A 16145-nucleotide genomic window follows, 5' to 3' on the forward strand; every position below is an offset into this window, starting at 1 on the left:
TCTCAGTTCGACGCCCCCGACTGTCCCACGGGCGTCTGGGCGTCGCCGGTCTCGATCGCGCGGCGCGTCGACGCGTCGATCTCGACGAGGTGACACAGCGGGTTCCCGGGGTAGACGACCGGGTTCTCGAGGAGGCCGATGAGCAGCCCCGTGAAGGGGGCATCGACCGCGACCGCGTCCTCCTTGAACGGGTTGGTGATCGTGGCGATCCGCTCGCCCTCGCGGACGAGCGAGCCGCTCTCGAAGTGCGTGTCGACGATGCCGCCAGAGTCGGCACGGAGCCACGTCTTCTCGCCCGCGCCCGCGACCACCGTCCGCCAGCCGGGCCAGCGCACCGTGTCGGTCTCCAGCAGGCCGTACTCGGCGAAGACCGAGCGCACGCCGCCGAGGGCGTCGTCGATGAGCGGGCGCTGGAACCGGTGGGCCTCGCCCATCTCGATCGTGATCGTGGGGATCCCGTCGTCGGTCGCCTCGCCCCGCAGGGTCCCGCTCGGCCCGTCGCTGTCGATGATCACGTTCGAGCCGAACGCCGACGCGAGGCGGTGGACGCCGGGATCGGTCATGTCGGCGCGGACGTGGAGCATGTTCGTCCGACCGCGGGTGGAGGTGTGGAAGTCGAGCCCGAAGTCGCAGGGCGCGATGAAGTTCGAGTAGATCCGGTGGGCCATCCGGTTCGAGCTCGTGGACCCGGGCTTCCCGGGGAACGAGCGGTTCAGGTCGCGGTCGTAGACGGGGAGGTAGCGCTGCTGGGCGATGAAGCCGGGGACGTTGAGCACGGGGAGACAGACGAGCGTCCCGGCGAGGTCCGCGAGGTCCCACTCGTGAGCGACCTCGCGGACGACCTCGATCCCGTTGAGCTCGTCGCCGTGGGCGGCCGCGGTGAGGAACACCGTGGGGCCGTCGCGCTCGCCGTTGACGATCGTCACGGGGATCCGAACCGGGTCACCGAGGTACGTCTCGCTGATCCCGTAGCGGATGTTCTGCGTCTCGCCGGGCGGCACCGCGCCGCCGTTGTACGTGAACACCCGGTCGTCGCTCATGTCACGAGGGAGCACGGGGGCGGGTATATATATGGCGACCCGGCGGCCGGCGCCGCCAGCACACCGGTTCCGCGTCGGGTCGAGTCCCGCTCATCGATCGGGTGAACTTTTACGACGGCACGCGCAGGTGCGTCCATGAGTTCGGACGCGGTACGGGTGGGAGTGCTGTCGCTACACAACAGCAAGGAAACGAAAGCGATCTGCAACGCGGTCGAGGACCTCGGCCACGAGCCGGTGTGGCTCCGCGAAGAGAACGCCGCGATAAGCGTCGAGGACGGCGACGTCTCGGTCGAGCCCGCCGTCGACGTCATCGCGAACCGGCTGCTGCTCTCGAACACCGACCAGCCCGCGGAACTGCTCGGGCTGGCGACGACGTTCGAGCGCATCCGGCCGATGTTGAACGAGCCGAACGCCGTGCTCGCGTCGATCCACAAGTTCGCGACGGCGGCGACGCTCGCCGACTGGAACATCCGGGTGCCGGACGCGCTGCTCGCGCTGTCGAACGACCGGCTCAACGAGGGGCGCGAGCGCTTCGGGGAGGTCGGGGTGTACAAGACCGCCATCGGCACCCACGGCGGCGGCACGTGGAAGGTCGACCTCACGGAGCGCGTGAACCCGAAGGTCGGCAACCGGCAGGCGTTCCTCCAGCGGCTCATCGACCGCGACGACGAGAAGCACCGCGACCTGCGCGTGTACATCGTCGGTGACGAGATCGTCGGCTCGATGTACCGCTACGCGCCCGAGGGCGACTGGCGAACCAACGTCGCCCTCGGCGGCGCGGTCGAGGACGCGACCGACGACATGCCCGACGAGGCCGCCGAGACCGCGCTGTACGCGGCCGACGTGATGGACCTGGACTACGCCGGCGTCGACCTCGTCGAGGGGTACGACGGCTGGTACGTCCTCGAAGTGAACCCGACGGCCGGGTTCAAGGGGCTCTACCAGGCGACCGGCACGAGCCCGGCCCCGCACATCGCCAAACTCGCGATCGAGACGGTCGGCGGCGAGGTGGACGACGACGACGTGGCGCGCATCGCCGCCACCCTCGACGACTCGCGTCCAGCCTGTGCGCCGGTCCCGAAGCCGAGCCCGACCGAACAGCCCGTCATCGGCTACATCGAGGAGGTCGTCGTCACCGGCACCTCTGGATCGACGCAGGCGCACGCGAAGTCGGACACGGGCGCGACTCGCACGAGCATCGACACCCAGCTCGCCGCGGAGATCGGCGCCGGCCCGATCAAGAGCATGACGCGCGTGAAGTCGGGGAGCGTCAAAGGCGGGAAGGCCCGCCCCGTCGTCGACCTCGTGATCGGCATCGGCGGGAACCAGCACACCGTCACTGCCAGCGTCGAGGACCGCGGCCACATGGAGTACCCGCTCCTCCTCGGGCGCGACATCCTCACCGACTACCGGGTCGACGTCCGGCGGCGCGCCGACACCGACGAAGCGGAGCGCGACGAGGCCAACGAGATCCTCGAAGAGGAGTAGCGGTCGGCACGAGACGGCGGCCCGAACTGAACGCCGCGACCGACGCGGGCCTGCGAGCGACCGACGCGGGCCTGCGAGCGACCGACGCAGACGCCCGCGAGCCGTGACGGGTGTGGGTCGGTCGGATCGCGTCTCGCCTCGGAATCGAACGCCGGGGTCGCGTCGGAACCCAGGGAAGTCGGGAGAGGCGACGTGTGTGACACGGCGTGGCTATTCGACGCGTTCGAGACCGGTGATCTCGACGCGTGCGCCGCCGGCCTCGCTCCGGGTGACCCGGACGTCACCGCCGTGCGCGTCGACGATCGCAGAGACGATCGCGAGGCCGAAGCCGGTTCCGTCCTCGCGCGTCGAGAATCCCGATTCGAAGATTCGCTCGCGTTCGTCCTCCGGGATTCCCGGGCCGTCGTCCGCGACGTAGAACCCCGTGTCGAGATCGCCGATCCTGATACTCGCGCCGTCGCCGCCGTGTTCCACGCTGTTCCGAATCAGGTTCTCCAGCAGCTGTGCGAGACGGCTCCGATCGGCCCGAACCGTGGACTCGACGTCGACGTCGAGCGTCGCCGCGGCGGTGTCCACGTTCTCCCAGGAGTCCTCGACGAGACCGGCCAGTTCGACCGGTTCCGAGTCGATCTCCTCCACGCTCTCGTGTGCTACCTGCAACAGGTCCTCGATGAGCGCTCCGATCCGATCGTGGGCTCTCGCCACCGCTTCCAGATGCTTGCTGTCACACTCCGATCGGGACCGTTCGAGGTATCCCTCGGCCACGTTCAACGGATTCCGCAGGTCGTGAGAGACGATGCTGGCGAACTCTTCTAACTGCTCGTTCTGTCGTTCGAGCTCCCGCTCGCGCTCGATGCGATCGAGTGCGGTCGTCGTGTGCGTGGCGACGATCTCCGCGAGCGAGACGTCCACCTCGTCGAACGCGTCTGGCGTGGTCGACCCGATGAGGAGCACGCCGTGCTCGTCGAGCGGGAGGAGGATCTCGCTCCGAATGGACGTGTCCGAGTTGTACCGTTCGGGGACCGTCGAGATGTCGTCGTAGATCATCGGCTGTCCCGTCTCGAACGCCTTCCCCGCGAGACCCTCACCGGACGCGAAAACCGGCGGTTCGCCGACGGTCTCCTCGGTCTGCGCCGTCCACGCGACCGGTACCAGTTCGTCGTCCCGTCCGTCGTAGAAGTGAATGGCGCACGCCGGCATGTCGAGGACGTTCTGAACGATGTCGACCGAGATCTCCGCGGCCCGGTCCGCCGTCTCAGCCTGCATGACCGACTGTGCGGTTTCGTGTAGCGTGTCGATGACTCGCCTGTGCCGTTCGCGTTCGGTGACGTCAGTGATGAACCCCTCCAGCACCTCCACGTCGCCGTCGTCGGAGTACGTTCCCCGGCCGCGTTCCCAGACCCACTTGATCTCCCCGTCCCTGGTGCGGATCCGATAGGTGATCTCGAACGTCTCGCGGCTCTTGATCGCGTCCTGTATCGAACGCCACACCGCCGCTTGATCGTCGGAATGGATGACCCGTTCGCCGTACAGGTCTGACCGGTTCTCGAATTCGGACGGGCGGTACCCCGTCAGGTCCGTCACCTCCCCCCTGACGTCTTGCATCGGCCACCCGGGTTCGTTCACACATCGGTACACCATTCCCGGAAGGTTATCGACGAGCCGTGCCAACTGCCGTTCGCGTCGCTTGCGTTCGGTGAGGTCCCGACCGATTCCGATCAGTCCGATCAGATCGCCGTCGCGGTCGGTCAAGCGCGACGCGGTGAGCTCGTAGGGGACGCGTTTGCCGTCCGCCTTCAGCAACGCGGATTCGACCGTCGTTCCGCCGACGGCGAGCGCCTCATCGATCGCCTCGTCGATCTGGTCCCGCTCGTCCTCGGGGAAGAGATCGCTCGCCCGCATCTCCGCGATGGCCTCGTCCGCGTAGCCGCTGGTCTCGGCGAGGTGATCGTTCCACCGGCGGAACCTCCCGTCGGGGTCGACGACGTAGAAGACGTCGGTGAGCGAATCGAGCGCCTGCTCGATGAAGTCGCGCTCCTCGCGGAGACTCGCTCGCACTTCGAACGAATGGATGACGTGAGCGACGTCGTCCCCGAGCTCGGCTAGGAGGTCGCGCTCGTTCGCATCGAAGGCGTTCGGGCGGTCGGCGTAGACGGCGAGCACGCCGTAGAGGGTGTCCTGATATTCGAGTGGAACGGCGGCCACCGCCCGAAACCCGCGTTCGATCGCCGCCGACCGCCACGGCTCGAAGTCGGGGTCCTCGGCGACGTCCTGTGAGACGGCGACCCGTCGCTCGCGGATCGCCGTGCCGACCGGTCCGCGTCCGGTGGGATTCGCGTCGGTCGTGACGGATATCTCGTCGAGGTATCCGCGTTCCACGCCCGCAGACACCTCCGGTTCGACCCGGTCCGTCTCTGGGTCGATCCCGCCGACCCACGCGAAGAGATAGGGGTCGGACTCGCTGATGATCTCGCAGACGCGGGCTTTGACCGCCGTCCGCGAGTCCGCGCGCACGATCGCCTGGTTGACGTCGCTGGCGAGCGTGCGGACACGGTCGAGTTCGGCGGCCCGCTGCCCCGTCCGATACTGCTCGACCGCGTTGGTGATGCGGTTCGCGAGGACGGCGTACTGGCCGGTCCCGCTCTCCTTCTGGAGGTAGTCCGTGACGCCGGAAACGATCGCGTCGCTGGCGACCTCCTCGCTGCCCTTACCGGTATAGAGGATGAAGGGGAAGTCCGGACGCGACTCGCGGACGGCTTCGAGGAACTCGATGCCGTTTCGGCCGGGCATGTCGTAGTCGGAGACCACGCAGTCGAAGTCGCCGTCGTCGATCCGATCCAGCCCCTCGCTCGCGCTCGCCGCGGTCTCGACGTCGAGCCGGTCGTCTTCGCGTTCGAGGAAAGTCGCGGCCAGCTCTGCGAGCTCAGCCTCGTCGTCGACGTGGAGAACCCGGATCGCGTCAGTGGGTGAGCTCATGAGCCGCGTGTTCCCGGGTGTTGACAGCGACAATAGATAAAGTGAGGCGCAGCTCCGACGCGTCTGCGCGTCGCGAAACGCGTGCTCCGTGCCGCCACCGACCGCTGGGGGTCATCCTCGACGTCTCCCCGCCCTGTCCGGCGGTTTGGGAGTCAGCGACGACGTCCCGGTTCGACCGAAACGTTCGGTCCGACCGGGACGGGGGGTCCGGGGCGGCTCACGACTCGTACGCCGCCCAGATGTACCGCGTCCCGTAGCTCCGGTAGGGTCGCCACACCTCTGCGATCTCGCGCATCTCCGACCGCGACAGCTCCGCGCCGTCGTTGTACACCCCCTCGATCCCCTTCCGCACCGCGAGGTCGCCGAGCGGGAGCACGTCCTCGCGGCCGAGCGCGAAGATCAGGTACATCCGCGCGGTCCACTCGCCGACGCCGCGGATATCCGTGAGCGCGGCGACGACCTCTCCGTCGCTCGCCCCCGCCAGCCCCTCGCGGGTCAGGTCGCGGTCGCCGTCGCGGAACGCCGCGGCGGCCTCGCGCAGGTACTCCACCTTCGTCCCGCTGAGCCCGGCCTCTCGCAGCGCCGCCTCGTCGGCCTCGAGCACGCGGTTCGGGGTCGGGTCGCCGCCGAGGACGTCCACGAACCGCCTGTGGATGGCCGCCGCGGAGGCGGTAGAGAGCTGCTGGTTCACGATCGAGGTGCAGAGCCGCGCGAACTCGTCGTCCGCGGGCTCGATCGGGAGCCGCCCGTACCGATCGATCAGCGTCGCCATCCGGGAGTCCGCGCGCAGTGTCGCCGCGACTCGGTCGTCCATCGTTCCGACGTTGGATCCGGAGGCACGTGTACGTTTCCGCTCCCGGATTCGTTCGGGATAAACTCACACTGAGTTTCTCGTTTGGAAGATGGAAACGTTCAACCATGACGGTTCCGACCGAACGTGTATGCAACTCGAAGACGTCCAGCGCGTGACGGTCCTCGGCGCCGGGAACATGGGGCACGGCATCGCCGAGGTGGCCGCGCTCGCCGGCTACGACGTGGCGCTGCGGGACATCGAAGAGGAGTTCGTCCGGGACGGCTACGACCAGATCGAGTGGTCGCTCGGCAAGCTCGCCGAGAAGGACCGCATCGGCGACGACGAGGCGGAGGCGGCGCTCGACCGAATCGAGACCTTCGTCGACCTCGAGGCCTCGCTCGCCGACGCCGACGTGGTGGTCGAGGTCGTCCCCGAGAAGATGGCGATCAAGAAGGACGTGTACGAGGAGGTCGTCGAGTACGCGCCCGCGGAGGCCGTCTTCGTCACCAACACCTCCAGTCTCTCTATCACCGAGCTCTCCGAGGTCACCGACCGTCCCGAGCGCTTCTGTGGGATGCACTTTTTCAACCCGCCGGTGCGGATGGACCTCGTCGAGGTCATCTCCGGGAAACACACCTCCGAGGAGACGCTCGAACTGATCGAGGGGCTCGCGGAGTCGATGGGGAAGACGCCGGTGCGCGTCCGCAAGGACAGCCCCGGCTTCATCGTCAACCGAATCCTCGTCCCGCTGATGAACGAGGCGGCGTGGATCGTCGAGTCCGGCGACGCGACGGTCGAGACGGTCGACTCGACGACGAAGTTCGACATGGGGCTCCCGATGGGCTCGTTCGAGCTCGCCGACCAGGTCGGGATCGACGTGGGGTACCACGTGCTGGAGTACATACACGAGGTGCTCGGCGAGGCGTACCGCCCCTGCCCGCTGCTCGTCGAGAAGGTGGAGGCCGACGAGCTGGGCAAGAAGACGGGCTCCGGCTTCTACGACTACGAGGGCGGCGACGGCGCACAGATCCCAACGGACGCGATCGACGCGGACGTCCGCCGCCGGCTGCTCGCCGTGATGGCCAACGAGGTCGCCGGGCTGATCGGAAACGACGTCGCGGACGCGCCCGCCGTCGACCGCGCCGTGATGCTCGGCGCCGGCTTCCCCGACGGCCCCGCGAAGCTGGCCGACGACGAGGGGCTCGCCGCCCTCGTCGACGTCCTCGACGCGCTTCACGAGGAGACGGGGGAGGCGCGCTACGAGGCGACCGACTACCTGCGCGAGGCCGCCGCGGCGGGCGGCTTCCACGGCGGTGCCCAGGGGGGTGACGGAGAGTCAGACGGCGACGCGCTCGCCGCCTACGACACCCTCAACGTCGCCGTGGAGGACCGCGTCGGGCACGTCGAGATCGACCGCCCGCACCGGATGAACACGATAAGCGGGGAGCTGCTCGACGAGTTCGGCGACGCGATCGACCGGCTCGACGACCGCGACGACGTGCGGGCGATCCTGCTCTCCGGCGCCGGCGACCGCGCCTTCTCGGCCGGCGCCGACGTCCAGAGCATGGCCGCCGGCGGCGCCGACCCGATCGACGCCGTCGAGCTCTCTCGGGAGGGCCAGCAGACGTTCGGGAAGTTGGAGGCGTCCGACAAGCCCGTGGTCGCCGCCATCGACGGCTACTGCCTCGGCGGCGGGATGGAGCTCGCGACCGCCGCGGACCTCAGAATCGCCTCCGAGCGCTCGGAGCTGGGCCAGCCGGAGCTGAACCTCGGGCTGCTCCCGGGGTGGGGCGGCACCCAGCGACTCGCCCGGATCGTCGGCGAGGGGCGCGCGAAGGAGATCATCCTCACCGCGGAGCGCTACGACGCCGAGGCGATGGCCGAGTACGGCTTCCTCAACGAGGTCGTGTCGGACGACGAGCTGGACGCCCGGGCACGGGAACTGGCCGAACAGCTCGCCGCCGGCCCGCCGATCGCCCAGAAGTACACGAAGCGCGCGATGCACGCCGGTCGCACCGACGCCGAGGCCGGCCTCGAGGTGGAGGCGATGGGGTTCGGCCACGTGATGAACACCGACGACCTCATGGAGGGGATCACGGCGTTCATGGGCGACGGCGAGCCCGAGTTCGAGGGGAAGTAGGGTCGCCCCGCGCCCGCCGCGCCGACCGACTACAGCGGGGTGTCGGCCGCGGCGGCGACCTCTCTTCCGAGGCTGCCGACGAGATACGCTACCGCAGCGACGAACAGCGCGACGCCGACGACGTCCGAGACGCCGGGGAGCGCGGACTCGACGAACTCGGGGAGCGTCGTCGCCCCGGACAGCGGGAGCAGGAGGAGGGCGATACCTCGACGGAGGGACCGGTGGAGGGTCTGCGCTGCCATGGCGGACGGGAGAGAACGCCGAGAGAAGAAGGCTCTGACGGTCGCGTCCGCTCAGACGTACCCTTCCTCGACGAGCAGCTCGCCGTTCAGCAGCGAGGCGCCCGCCGCGCCGCGGATCGTGTTGTGCGCGAGGCAGTTGTACTTCGCGCCGGCGTCGGTCGCCTGCACGCCGCCGGCGACGATGCCCATGCCGTTCGCGTACGTGCGGTCCAGGCGGGGCTGGGGGCGCTCCGGCTCGTCCTCGCCGAACACCTTGATGAGCCGGGCGGGCGAGCTCGGAAGCGCGCCTGCGCCCTCGAACGAGCGCATCGCCTCGCGGAGGTCGGCCGGCGAGGGGTCCTCGGCGAACTCGACGAAGACGTTCTCCAGGTGGCCGTCGAGCGTGGGGATCCGGTTACAGGAGGCGACGACGTCGGCGCCGTGGAGGGCGACCGCGGCGCCGTCGAACTCGCCGAGGAGCTTTCGCGACTCCGTCTCCATCTTCTCCTCTTCCCCGCCGATGTGCGGGATCGCGTTGTCGATGATCTCCATCGAGGTGACGCCGGAGTAGCCCGCGCCGGAGACCGCCTGCAGGGTGGAGACGCGGACGCTCTCGACGCCGAACCGGTCGATCGCGGCGAGGGTGGGAACCATCGTGATCGTCGAGCAGTTCGGGTTCTTCACCAGGGCGCCGTCCCAGCCCCGCTCGTCGCGCTGGACCTCGATGAGGTCGAGGTGGTCGGGGTTGATCTCGGGGATCGTGAGCGGCACGTCCGCCGCCATCCGGTCGTTCGAGGAGTTCGAGGAGACGACGTATCCCTCCTCCAAGAACTCGGGCTCGACCTCGGCGGCGACCCCCGAGGGGAGCGACGAGAACAGGAGGTCGACGTCGGCGTCCGCGACCCCCACGGGCGACGTCTCCGCGACCTCCATCTCCGCGACGCCCTCCGGGATGGGCGTGTCCACGCGCCACTTGGCGGCCTCGCGGTACGTCTTCCCGGCGCTGTCCGCGCTCGCGGTGACCGCGGCGAGGTCGAACGTCGGGTGGTCGTCGAGCAACTGGATGAACCGCTGACCCACGGCGCCGGTGGCGCCGAGGATGCCGACTCGTACAGACATTGCGCGTGGGTCAGTCACAGGGACGTAAGTGCGTTCGGATACGCGTCGACGCCGCCGGTCACCCCCGGTCGGCACCGGCGCGTCGTCGCCACCGATCCGTGCGCATCGCGCTCTCGGCACGCGCCATTTATGTGTCTCCTCGTGGACAGTACACGACAATGACCGACTTCGGTGCCCTGTCAGTCGCCCCGCCGCTGCTCGCGATCGTCTTGGCGGTGATCACTCGCAAGGCGGTGCTGTCGCTGTTTCTCGGTATCTGGTCGGGGGCCGTCATCGTCACCGGCGGGCTCGGGATCGTCCAGACGTTCGAGTGGATCGTCGCCGCCGTCTCCGACGAGTTCCAGGCGACGATCCTCGTGTTCACCCTGCTGCTCGGCTCCGGCGTCGCAATGGTGTGGAACCTCGGCGGCACCGCCGCGGTCCGCGATTGGGCGCTCGAGCGCCTCGACAGCCCGCGGCAGGCCGGGCTCGTTGCCTGGGGGCTCGGGATCGTCCTCTTCTTCGACGACTACGCCAACACCGCCATCGTCGGATCGGCGATGAAAGACGTCTCCGATCGCCTTCGGATCTCCCGCGAGAAGCTCTCGTACATCGTCGACTCCACCGCCGCGCCGGTAGCGACGCTGGGGATCTCCTCGTGGGTCGCGTTCCAGCTGTCGCTCATCACCGAGGGGTACGACTCCGCCGGCGTCGACGCCGCCAACCGCCCCGGCACCTTCGAGGTGTTCGTCTCGTCGATCCCGTTCAACATGTACGCGATCTTAGCGATCGTGATGGTCCTCCTGATCGTCGGCTCCGGCCGAGACTACGGCGAGATGCTGACCGCCGAACACCGGTCGTGGACGGCCGGCAAGGTGACCCGGGACGAGGCGGTTCCGATGCAGGACGTCGCCGGCGAGCTCGGCGAGCCGCCCGCGTCGACGCCGCGGCTCGTCAACTTCTTCGTCCCCGTGGCGGTGCTCATCGCCGTGACGGTCGGGACCGCGCTGTGGACCGGAGAGTTCTCGGCGGTCGGCTTCGGCGGCGACTTCCTCGCCGGGGAGATCGGCGCGGCCGGCGAGCGGCTGTGGGACGCCGCGCTCAACGCCTCCTACGAGGTGGCGCTCATGATCGGCTCGTTCGCGATGGTCGCGAGCGGCTTCGCGCTCGGGAAGGCGTACGACATCTTCGGCGTCGGAGACGCGACCGAGTACACCATCGACGGGTTCTCTATCATGCTCACCGCGGTCTCGATCCTCGTGCTCGCGTGGGGGATCGGCGAGGCGATCGACGCGCTCGGCACCGGCGACTACGTCGCGAACGCCGCGGTGGGGTCGGTCTCTCCGGCGTTCCTGCCCGCCCTCGTCTTCGTCGTCGCCGGTCTCATCGCGTTCTCGACGGGCACCTCGTGGGGGACGATGGGAATCGTCACCCCGATCGCGATCCCGATCGCGTGGGAGATCAGCGGCGGCGGGGCGGCGGGCCACACGCTCGTGGCGGCGATGGTCGGCGTCATCTTCTCGGGCGCGATCTTCGGGGACCACAGCTCGCCCATCTCCGATACGACCGTCCTCTCTGCGACGTTCACCGGGGCCGACCTCATTGACCACGTCCGCACGCAGATCTACTACGCGGTCACCGTCGCCGCCGTGGTCGTCCTCCTGTTGGTCCTGTGGGGGGTCACCCGGGTGACGCCGCTGGCCCTGCTCCCGTTCGGCGTCCTGTTGCTCGCGGGGCTCGTCTACCTCCTCTCGGAGTTCGACGCCGCCCGACGCGGGATCGACCCGGTGTCGGTCTCGGAGCCGCAGACGGACGACGGCGAGCGCGTGGTCGTCGCCGGGACCGAACAAGACGACTGACCGCCGGTCCGGCTGCTTATATACGCTCGCCGGCTACCGTCGGCTGCGCGCCCTCAGTCCCCGCCCGAGTACTCCCCGATGGGAGCGATGACCGCGCGGAGAACCCAGGCGCGTGACATCCGGTCGCCCACGCGACCCGCCCGTCGCCGCGCAGGCGACCGCCCGCCACGAGGGTTTCCCGGTCGACGCGGCACGCCGCCGGAGATGAGACCGGTCGTTAGTGTTGCGGGCGACAGCTCTTCACCCCGAGCGAGCGCACTCGACTACTCCGAGTCCCGCAACACCAGCGGACCGATCGCGAGCGTCCGCTTCGCGATGGTGAGCACCCGGAGCACATAGGAGACGAAAAGCAGGAAGGGGAGGAGCGTGACCGCGAACGCGCCTCCGACGACGAGCGTCACGTGGTCGACGCCGAGCGTCCGTCCCGGAAACGTGCCGGCGTCGACGACCGTGAGCATAGCGCCCGCGACGACCAGCGCCGGCACCGCCGCGTAGAGGATCCCCCGCGAGAGGTCGATCAGTTCCCACTGGAAGTACAGCGTCTTGACGTGCTCGCGAGCGGGGCCGAACAGCGACAACGACTCCGTCAGCCCTTCGAGCAGGTCCCGCTCGTCGTCGGTAAGCGCGTCGTCGTGGTCGGCGACGAGGCGCTCGGCTCGGCCGATCTTCGGGCCGTAGTCGAAGTTGAGGGCGGCGAACACCACGTCGAAGGATCCGAACTCCGCGCCGTCGAGCTGGTTGCGCACGCTGTCGGCGTTCTCGACAACCGCCGCGGTGAGGTCGTCGACGTCCTCCCAGAGCGCGGTCTCGTCGGATTCGTCGTCACCGCGCTCGCGGACCGACCCGCGGAGGTCCCGTGCGCGGCTGGACGCGGCCTCCAGGATCGCGTCGAGGAACGCGGCGGGATCCGTGGGCGCCGGGGAGCCCGTCAGGTCCGCGATAGCGTCCCGAACCGCGAGCGTGTCGTTCATCCGCTCCTGCTGGTCACCGAGCGGGCCGTTCTCCTGGGTGAGCACGACCTGACCGATCGTGACGACGAGCGTCGCCCCCGTGACGATCACCGTGATCATCGACGCGAACAGCGTCTCGATCGGGTCGCTCGCCCCGACCTTCTCGGCGAGGGACGGCGAGAAGACGACCGCCACGGCGACGAAGGCGACGAACACGGCGAGCGTCAGGACGCCCGCGACGAGGAGCCGGTCCGCGCGCAACAGCAGCCAGAGCTTCACCCGGTTCTCGCCGGCGCGCTCTCGCATCGTGTCGGCGGTACTCGCGTCGCTGTCGGCGTCGTCGGCGTGGTCGTCGGCGTCGTCCGCGCTCGACGCCACCTCCGACTCTCCGCTCATCGCTTCCGGCCGCGAACGGAGCGGTCGTCGCCGTCGCGGGTCGCGCCCGTCTCCGAGACCACGGTCGTGCCGACGGCGAGCCACAGCGCGTCTCGGGGCCCGCCGTCGGGCGTCTCCCGTCGATACATGACGGACCACACGACGCCCGACCGACACATAAGTACACGGTGCGTTACCGCGTCGGCTCGCGTCTCCGCGGCTCCGGGAGGTGGCTTTATTGCGCTCATTCTCGATGAACCGACACATGGTGGCCGGATCGGTTCCCGCACAGTTTGCGGTCGTCGCGCTCACCGTCGTCGGCCTGTGGATCGGCGCTCGCGCCCTCGTCGACTCTGCGGTGCGGATCGCCCGGCGGTTCAGCGTCAGCGAGCTCACGATCGGGCTGACGATCGTCGCGATGGGCACGTCGACTCCCGAGCTGGTCGTGACGGTCGACGCCGCGCTGGCGGGGTTCGGCGAGATCGGCGTGGGCAACGTCGTCGGGTCGAACGCGTACAACCTCGCGTTCATCCTCGGTGTGGTGTCGCTGTTGCGAGTGATCCCGGTCGAGCGGTCGCTCGTCCACCGAGACGGGATCGCGTTGATCCTCTCGACGTTGGTCGGGTTCGCCGTCCTGTTCGACCGGACCGTCACCGCCGCTGAGGGGGCGCTCTTGGTGGGACTGTTCGCCGCGTACACCGTCTATCTGATCCGAGACGAGCAGGCCGCACACTCGATCGAGACGGAGTACGCCGACTCCCGAGTCACCGGCGCGATCCCGGCCGGCCTCTCGCACCGCGCCCGCGACGCGCTCCTGCTCGTCGGTGGGTTGGCCCTGGTGCTGGTCAGCGGCCACTACATGGTCGAGGCCGCCTCGTCGCTGGCCCGGGGCGCCGGCGTCTCGGACTGGGCCATCGGCGGCACGATCGTCGCGGCGGGCACGTCGACGCCGGAGCTCGCCGTCTCGCTGGTCGCCATGCGGCAGGGTCACGTCGGGATGTCCGTCGGAAACGTCGTCGGCAGCAACGTGTTCAACGTGCTCGGCATCCTGGGGATCGCGGCGCTGCTCCGGCCGCTCTCGGTTGGCGGGGCGGCCGTCGAGAGCCTCGTCTGGCTGACGGTCCTCACGATACTCATGGTCGCGGCGCTGTGGTCGGGACGGCGGCTCTCCCGGTCCGAGGGCGTCCTCTTCGTCTGCTCCGAGCTGACCCGGTGGACGCTCGGACTCCTGCGGATCTTCGGCTGAGCCGATCACGATGTCCGAACCGTTATCCGACGCCGCGTCGAGGTGCGTCACGTTCGACTCATGGACCCGATATTTCTCGCCCACGTCTCCGTGTTCGCGGCGTCGGCGGTCGCGTGCGTCGTGGCCGTCCCACGGGCGCTGCGGATACGGCACCCCGAGACGCGGGAGGGGTTCGTCGCGCTGCTGCTCGCGGTGACGCTGTGGGCGGGCGGCTACGTCGGGTACCTCGTCGTCCCCGGCGAGGCTGCGAAGGTCGGGTTCTACATCGTCGGGTTCGTGTTCGCGCTGGTCGCGGTCGGGGCGTGGCTCTACTTCTGTGCCGCCTACACCGGCCGAGCGCCGCGACACGCTCCGTACCGGTGGGGCGCGGTCGGCGTCTTCGCCGCGACGGTCCTCCTGAAGGTCACGAACCCGCTCCACGGGCTCTACTTCACGACATCGTGGGCGACCGATCCGTTCCCGCACCTGGCGATCCGACAGGGGATCCTCTACTGGGCGGTGCTCGGGCTCTCCTACGCCGTCATCGCCGTCGGCTTCTTCATGCTGCTCGAGCAGTTCCACTACACGGGCACCGACAGCCGGCCGCTGATCGCGCTCGCCGCCGCCACTGGGGTCCCGACGGTCGCCACCGTCTTCGGTACCTCGTTCCCGCGGCTCCTCCCGCTGATGTACGAGCCCCCCGGCGTGGCGCTGTTCGCGCTCGGCACGCTGTTCGTCTACTTCCGGCGGTTCGAGGCGATCCAGTTCGCCGCCGAGAGCGACGCGGCCGCGGTCTTCTTGGACCGGGCCGGTCGCGTCCGCGACTTCAATCGCGCCGCTGGAAACCTGTTCCCGGAGCTCCGCGGCGCGATCGGCGAGTCCCTCGAGGCGGTCCTGCCGCACCTCGCCGTCGACCGAGGTGAGGACGAGGTGATCTGCGTCGGCTCCGACGAGGCGCAGCGGTTCTACCGGGTCTCCCGGAACGCGTTCACGTCCCGCGGGGTGACGAGCGGCGAGCTGCTCACGGTGGACGACGTGACCGCCCGCGAGACGTACCGGCTCCGGCTCGAGGAGCGAACCGAGCAGCTCGAGGCCCTGAACCGCGTGGTGCGCCACGACATCCGCAACGACATGGCGGTGATCCACGGGTGGGCCGAGACGCTCCGGGACCACGTCGACGACGACGGGCGAGACGCGCTCGAACGCGTGCTGCGGAAGTCGAGACACGTCATCGAGATCACGGAGCTCGCCCGCGACTTCGTCGACTCGCTTTCGGAGGCCGTCGCCCCCGAGACGAAGCCGATCGACCTCGGCGAGATTCTCGACGTCGAGGTTCGGGCGGCGCGTGACTCCTATCCGGAGGCGACGTTCCGCGTCGTCGACGAGGTCCCGTCCGTCACCGTCCGCGCCAACGAGATGCTGTCCTCCGTGTTCCGAAACCTCCTGAACAACGCCGTCCAGCACAACGACACCGAGACGCCGACGGTGACGATCGAGACCGAGGTGCGCGACGAGCGGGTCCGCGTCCGGATCGCCGACGACGGTCCCGGCGTCCCGGACGAGCTCCGCTCCGACATCTTCGGCAAGGGGCGGAAGGGAGTCGACAGCTCCGGGTCGGGGATCGGCCTCTACCTCGTGTCCATCCTGACCGCGCAGTTCGGGGGCGAGGTCTGGGTCGAGGACAACGAGCCGCGGGGGGCCGCGTTCGTCGTCGAACTCCCGACGGCCGACGCGGACGCGGCCGAAGCAGTCGACGCTGACGCGGGCGGCGACGATCGCTCCGAGCCGTCGCCCGAGCGGTCGACGCCAGACCTACTCAAGTAGCGTCGCGTCCTCGCCCTCGCGAATGCGGTCGAGACACCCGTCACAGAGCTGCAGCTCCATCTCCTTCGACCGCGATTGATGTTCGAAACGCAGCTCGTACGCTCCGGACGACCGCTCCCCGCAGTGGGTACACCTCGACATAGTGTCAAACAGCAA

The 16145-nt window shown here is 69.2% G+C and carries 13 protein-coding genes; 5 read left to right on the forward strand and 8 right to left on the reverse strand.

Translation table 11 applies throughout. From position 1 onward, the window contains the following. Positions 1 to 2: 2 nt before the first annotated feature. Positions 3 to 1040 (reverse strand): succinylglutamate desuccinylase/aspartoacylase family protein, encoded by a 1038-nt coding sequence (locus tag U4E84_RS03100; protein WP_322530636.1) that lies wholly within the window; start codon positions 1038 to 1040, stop codon positions 3 to 5. A gap of 135 nt (positions 1041 to 1175) precedes the next feature. Here U4E84_RS03100 and U4E84_RS03105 point away from each other — a divergent pair, with 135 nt between their 5' ends. After that, entirely contained in the window at positions 1176 to 2528 is a 1353-nt protein-coding gene (locus tag U4E84_RS03105) for a RimK/LysX family protein (RefSeq protein ID WP_322530637.1), read from the forward strand. 210 nt (positions 2529 to 2738) lie between these two features. Here the strand turns inward: U4E84_RS03105 and U4E84_RS03110 are convergent, their stop codons facing one another. Then, the gene (locus tag U4E84_RS03110; protein WP_322530638.1) at positions 2739 to 5504 is read right to left on the reverse strand and encodes a GAF domain-containing protein; all 2766 of its coding nucleotides are present in this window, start codon (positions 5502 to 5504) and stop codon (positions 2739 to 2741) included. A gap of 217 nt (positions 5505 to 5721) precedes the next feature. Further along, the gene (locus U4E84_RS03115; RefSeq protein WP_322530639.1) at positions 5722 to 6318 is read right to left on the reverse strand and encodes a DNA-3-methyladenine glycosylase 2 family protein; all 597 of its coding nucleotides are present in this window, start codon (positions 6316 to 6318) and stop codon (positions 5722 to 5724) included. 127 nt (positions 6319 to 6445) lie between these two features. Here U4E84_RS03115 and U4E84_RS03120 point away from each other — a divergent pair, with 127 nt between their 5' ends. After that, positions 6446 to 8437, forward strand: coding sequence for a 3-hydroxyacyl-CoA dehydrogenase NAD-binding domain-containing protein (locus U4E84_RS03120; RefSeq protein ID WP_322530640.1), 1992 nt, complete (start codon positions 6446 to 6448; stop codon positions 8435 to 8437). A gap of 29 nt (positions 8438 to 8466) precedes the next feature. Here U4E84_RS03120 and U4E84_RS03125 read toward each other — a convergent pair whose 3' ends face one another. Together U4E84_RS03125 and asd are read right to left on the reverse strand one after the other, a co-directional pair. Continuing rightward, on the reverse strand, positions 8467 to 8679 hold the full coding sequence (locus tag U4E84_RS03125; protein ID WP_322530641.1) for a hypothetical protein: 213 nt from the start codon (positions 8677 to 8679) through the stop codon (positions 8467 to 8469). A gap of 51 nt (positions 8680 to 8730) precedes the next feature. After that, a complete protein-coding gene (asd, locus tag U4E84_RS03130; RefSeq protein WP_322530642.1) occupies positions 8731 to 9777 on the reverse strand; it encodes an aspartate-semialdehyde dehydrogenase in 1047 nt (348 codons plus the stop codon). A 158-nt stretch (positions 9778 to 9935) separates the two neighbouring features. On the opposite strand from asd, the gene U4E84_RS03135 reads away from it, so the two are divergent. Further along, a complete protein-coding gene (locus tag U4E84_RS03135; protein WP_322530643.1) occupies positions 9936 to 11615 on the forward strand; it encodes a Na+/H+ antiporter NhaC family protein in 1680 nt (559 codons plus the stop codon). A gap of 263 nt (positions 11616 to 11878) precedes the next feature. On the opposite strand, the gene U4E84_RS03140 is transcribed toward U4E84_RS03135, so the two are convergent. Further along, the gene (locus tag U4E84_RS03140; RefSeq protein ID WP_322530644.1) at positions 11879 to 12961 is read right to left on the reverse strand and encodes a hypothetical protein; all 1083 of its coding nucleotides are present in this window, start codon (positions 12959 to 12961) and stop codon (positions 11879 to 11881) included. Beyond that, positions 12958 to 13089: a hypothetical protein gene (locus U4E84_RS03145; RefSeq protein WP_322530645.1), complete on the reverse strand. Its 132-nt coding sequence runs from the start codon at positions 13087 to 13089 to the stop codon at positions 12958 to 12960. Before U4E84_RS03145 ends, U4E84_RS03140 begins: the two co-directional genes overlap by 4 nt. A 116-nt stretch (positions 13090 to 13205) precedes the next feature. Between U4E84_RS03145 and U4E84_RS03150 the strand changes: the two genes are divergently transcribed. Both U4E84_RS03150 and U4E84_RS03155 read left to right on the forward strand, forming a co-directional pair. Continuing rightward, positions 13206 to 14186 (forward strand): calcium/sodium antiporter, encoded by a 981-nt coding sequence (locus U4E84_RS03150; RefSeq protein WP_322530646.1) that lies wholly within the window; start codon positions 13206 to 13208, stop codon positions 14184 to 14186. Positions 14187 to 14246: 60 nt separating this feature from the next. Then, positions 14247 to 15989 carry a histidine kinase N-terminal 7TM domain-containing protein gene (locus tag U4E84_RS03155; protein ID WP_322530647.1) on the forward strand — a complete coding sequence of 581 codons (1743 nt, stop codon included), beginning with the start codon at positions 14247 to 14249 and terminating at the stop codon, positions 15987 to 15989. Here the strand turns inward: U4E84_RS03155 and U4E84_RS03160 are convergent. Beyond that, entirely contained in the window at positions 15978 to 16130 is a 153-nt protein-coding gene (locus U4E84_RS03160; protein ID WP_322530648.1) for a hypothetical protein, read from the reverse strand. The genes U4E84_RS03155 and U4E84_RS03160 overlap by 12 nt on opposite strands. Between the last annotated feature and the right edge of the window lie 15 nt (positions 16131 to 16145).

The organism is Halorubrum sp. AD140, assembly GCF_034497445.1.
GTDB lineage: Archaea > Halobacteriota > Halobacteria > Halobacteriales > Haloferacaceae > Halorubrum.

Excerpts from the sequence above, each read along its gene's own strand:
- U4E84_RS03100 (WP_322530636.1), bottom strand. The coding sequence starts at position 1,040 with ATGAGCGACGACCGGGTGTTCACGTACAACGGCGGCGCGGTGCCGCCC.
- U4E84_RS03105 (WP_322530637.1), top strand. The coding sequence starts at position 1,176 with ATGAGTTCGGACGCGGTACGGGTGGGAGTGCTGTCGCTACACAACAGC.
- U4E84_RS03110 (WP_322530638.1), bottom strand. The coding sequence starts at position 5,504 with ATGAGCTCACCCACTGACGCGATCCGGGTTCTCCACGTCGACGACGAG.
- U4E84_RS03115 (WP_322530639.1), bottom strand. The coding sequence starts at position 6,318 with ATGGACGACCGAGTCGCGGCGACACTGCGCGCGGACTCCCGGATGGCG.
- U4E84_RS03120 (WP_322530640.1), top strand. The coding sequence starts at position 6,446 with ATGCAACTCGAAGACGTCCAGCGCGTGACGGTCCTCGGCGCCGGGAAC.
- U4E84_RS03125 (WP_322530641.1), bottom strand. The coding sequence starts at position 8,679 with ATGGCAGCGCAGACCCTCCACCGGTCCCTCCGTCGAGGTATCGCCCTC.
- asd (WP_322530642.1), bottom strand. The coding sequence starts at position 9,777 with ATGTCTGTACGAGTCGGCATCCTCGGCGCCACCGGCGCCGTGGGTCAG.
- U4E84_RS03135 (WP_322530643.1), top strand. The coding sequence starts at position 9,936 with ATGACCGACTTCGGTGCCCTGTCAGTCGCCCCGCCGCTGCTCGCGATC.
- U4E84_RS03140 (WP_322530644.1), bottom strand. The coding sequence starts at position 12,961 with ATGAGCGGAGAGTCGGAGGTGGCGTCGAGCGCGGACGACGCCGACGAC.
- U4E84_RS03145 (WP_322530645.1), bottom strand. The coding sequence starts at position 13,089 with ATGTATCGACGGGAGACGCCCGACGGCGGGCCCCGAGACGCGCTGTGG.
- U4E84_RS03150 (WP_322530646.1), top strand. The coding sequence starts at position 13,206 with ATGGTGGCCGGATCGGTTCCCGCACAGTTTGCGGTCGTCGCGCTCACC.
- U4E84_RS03155 (WP_322530647.1), top strand. The coding sequence starts at position 14,247 with ATGGACCCGATATTTCTCGCCCACGTCTCCGTGTTCGCGGCGTCGGCG.
- U4E84_RS03160 (WP_322530648.1), bottom strand. The coding sequence starts at position 16,130 with ATGTCGAGGTGTACCCACTGCGGGGAGCGGTCGTCCGGAGCGTACGAG.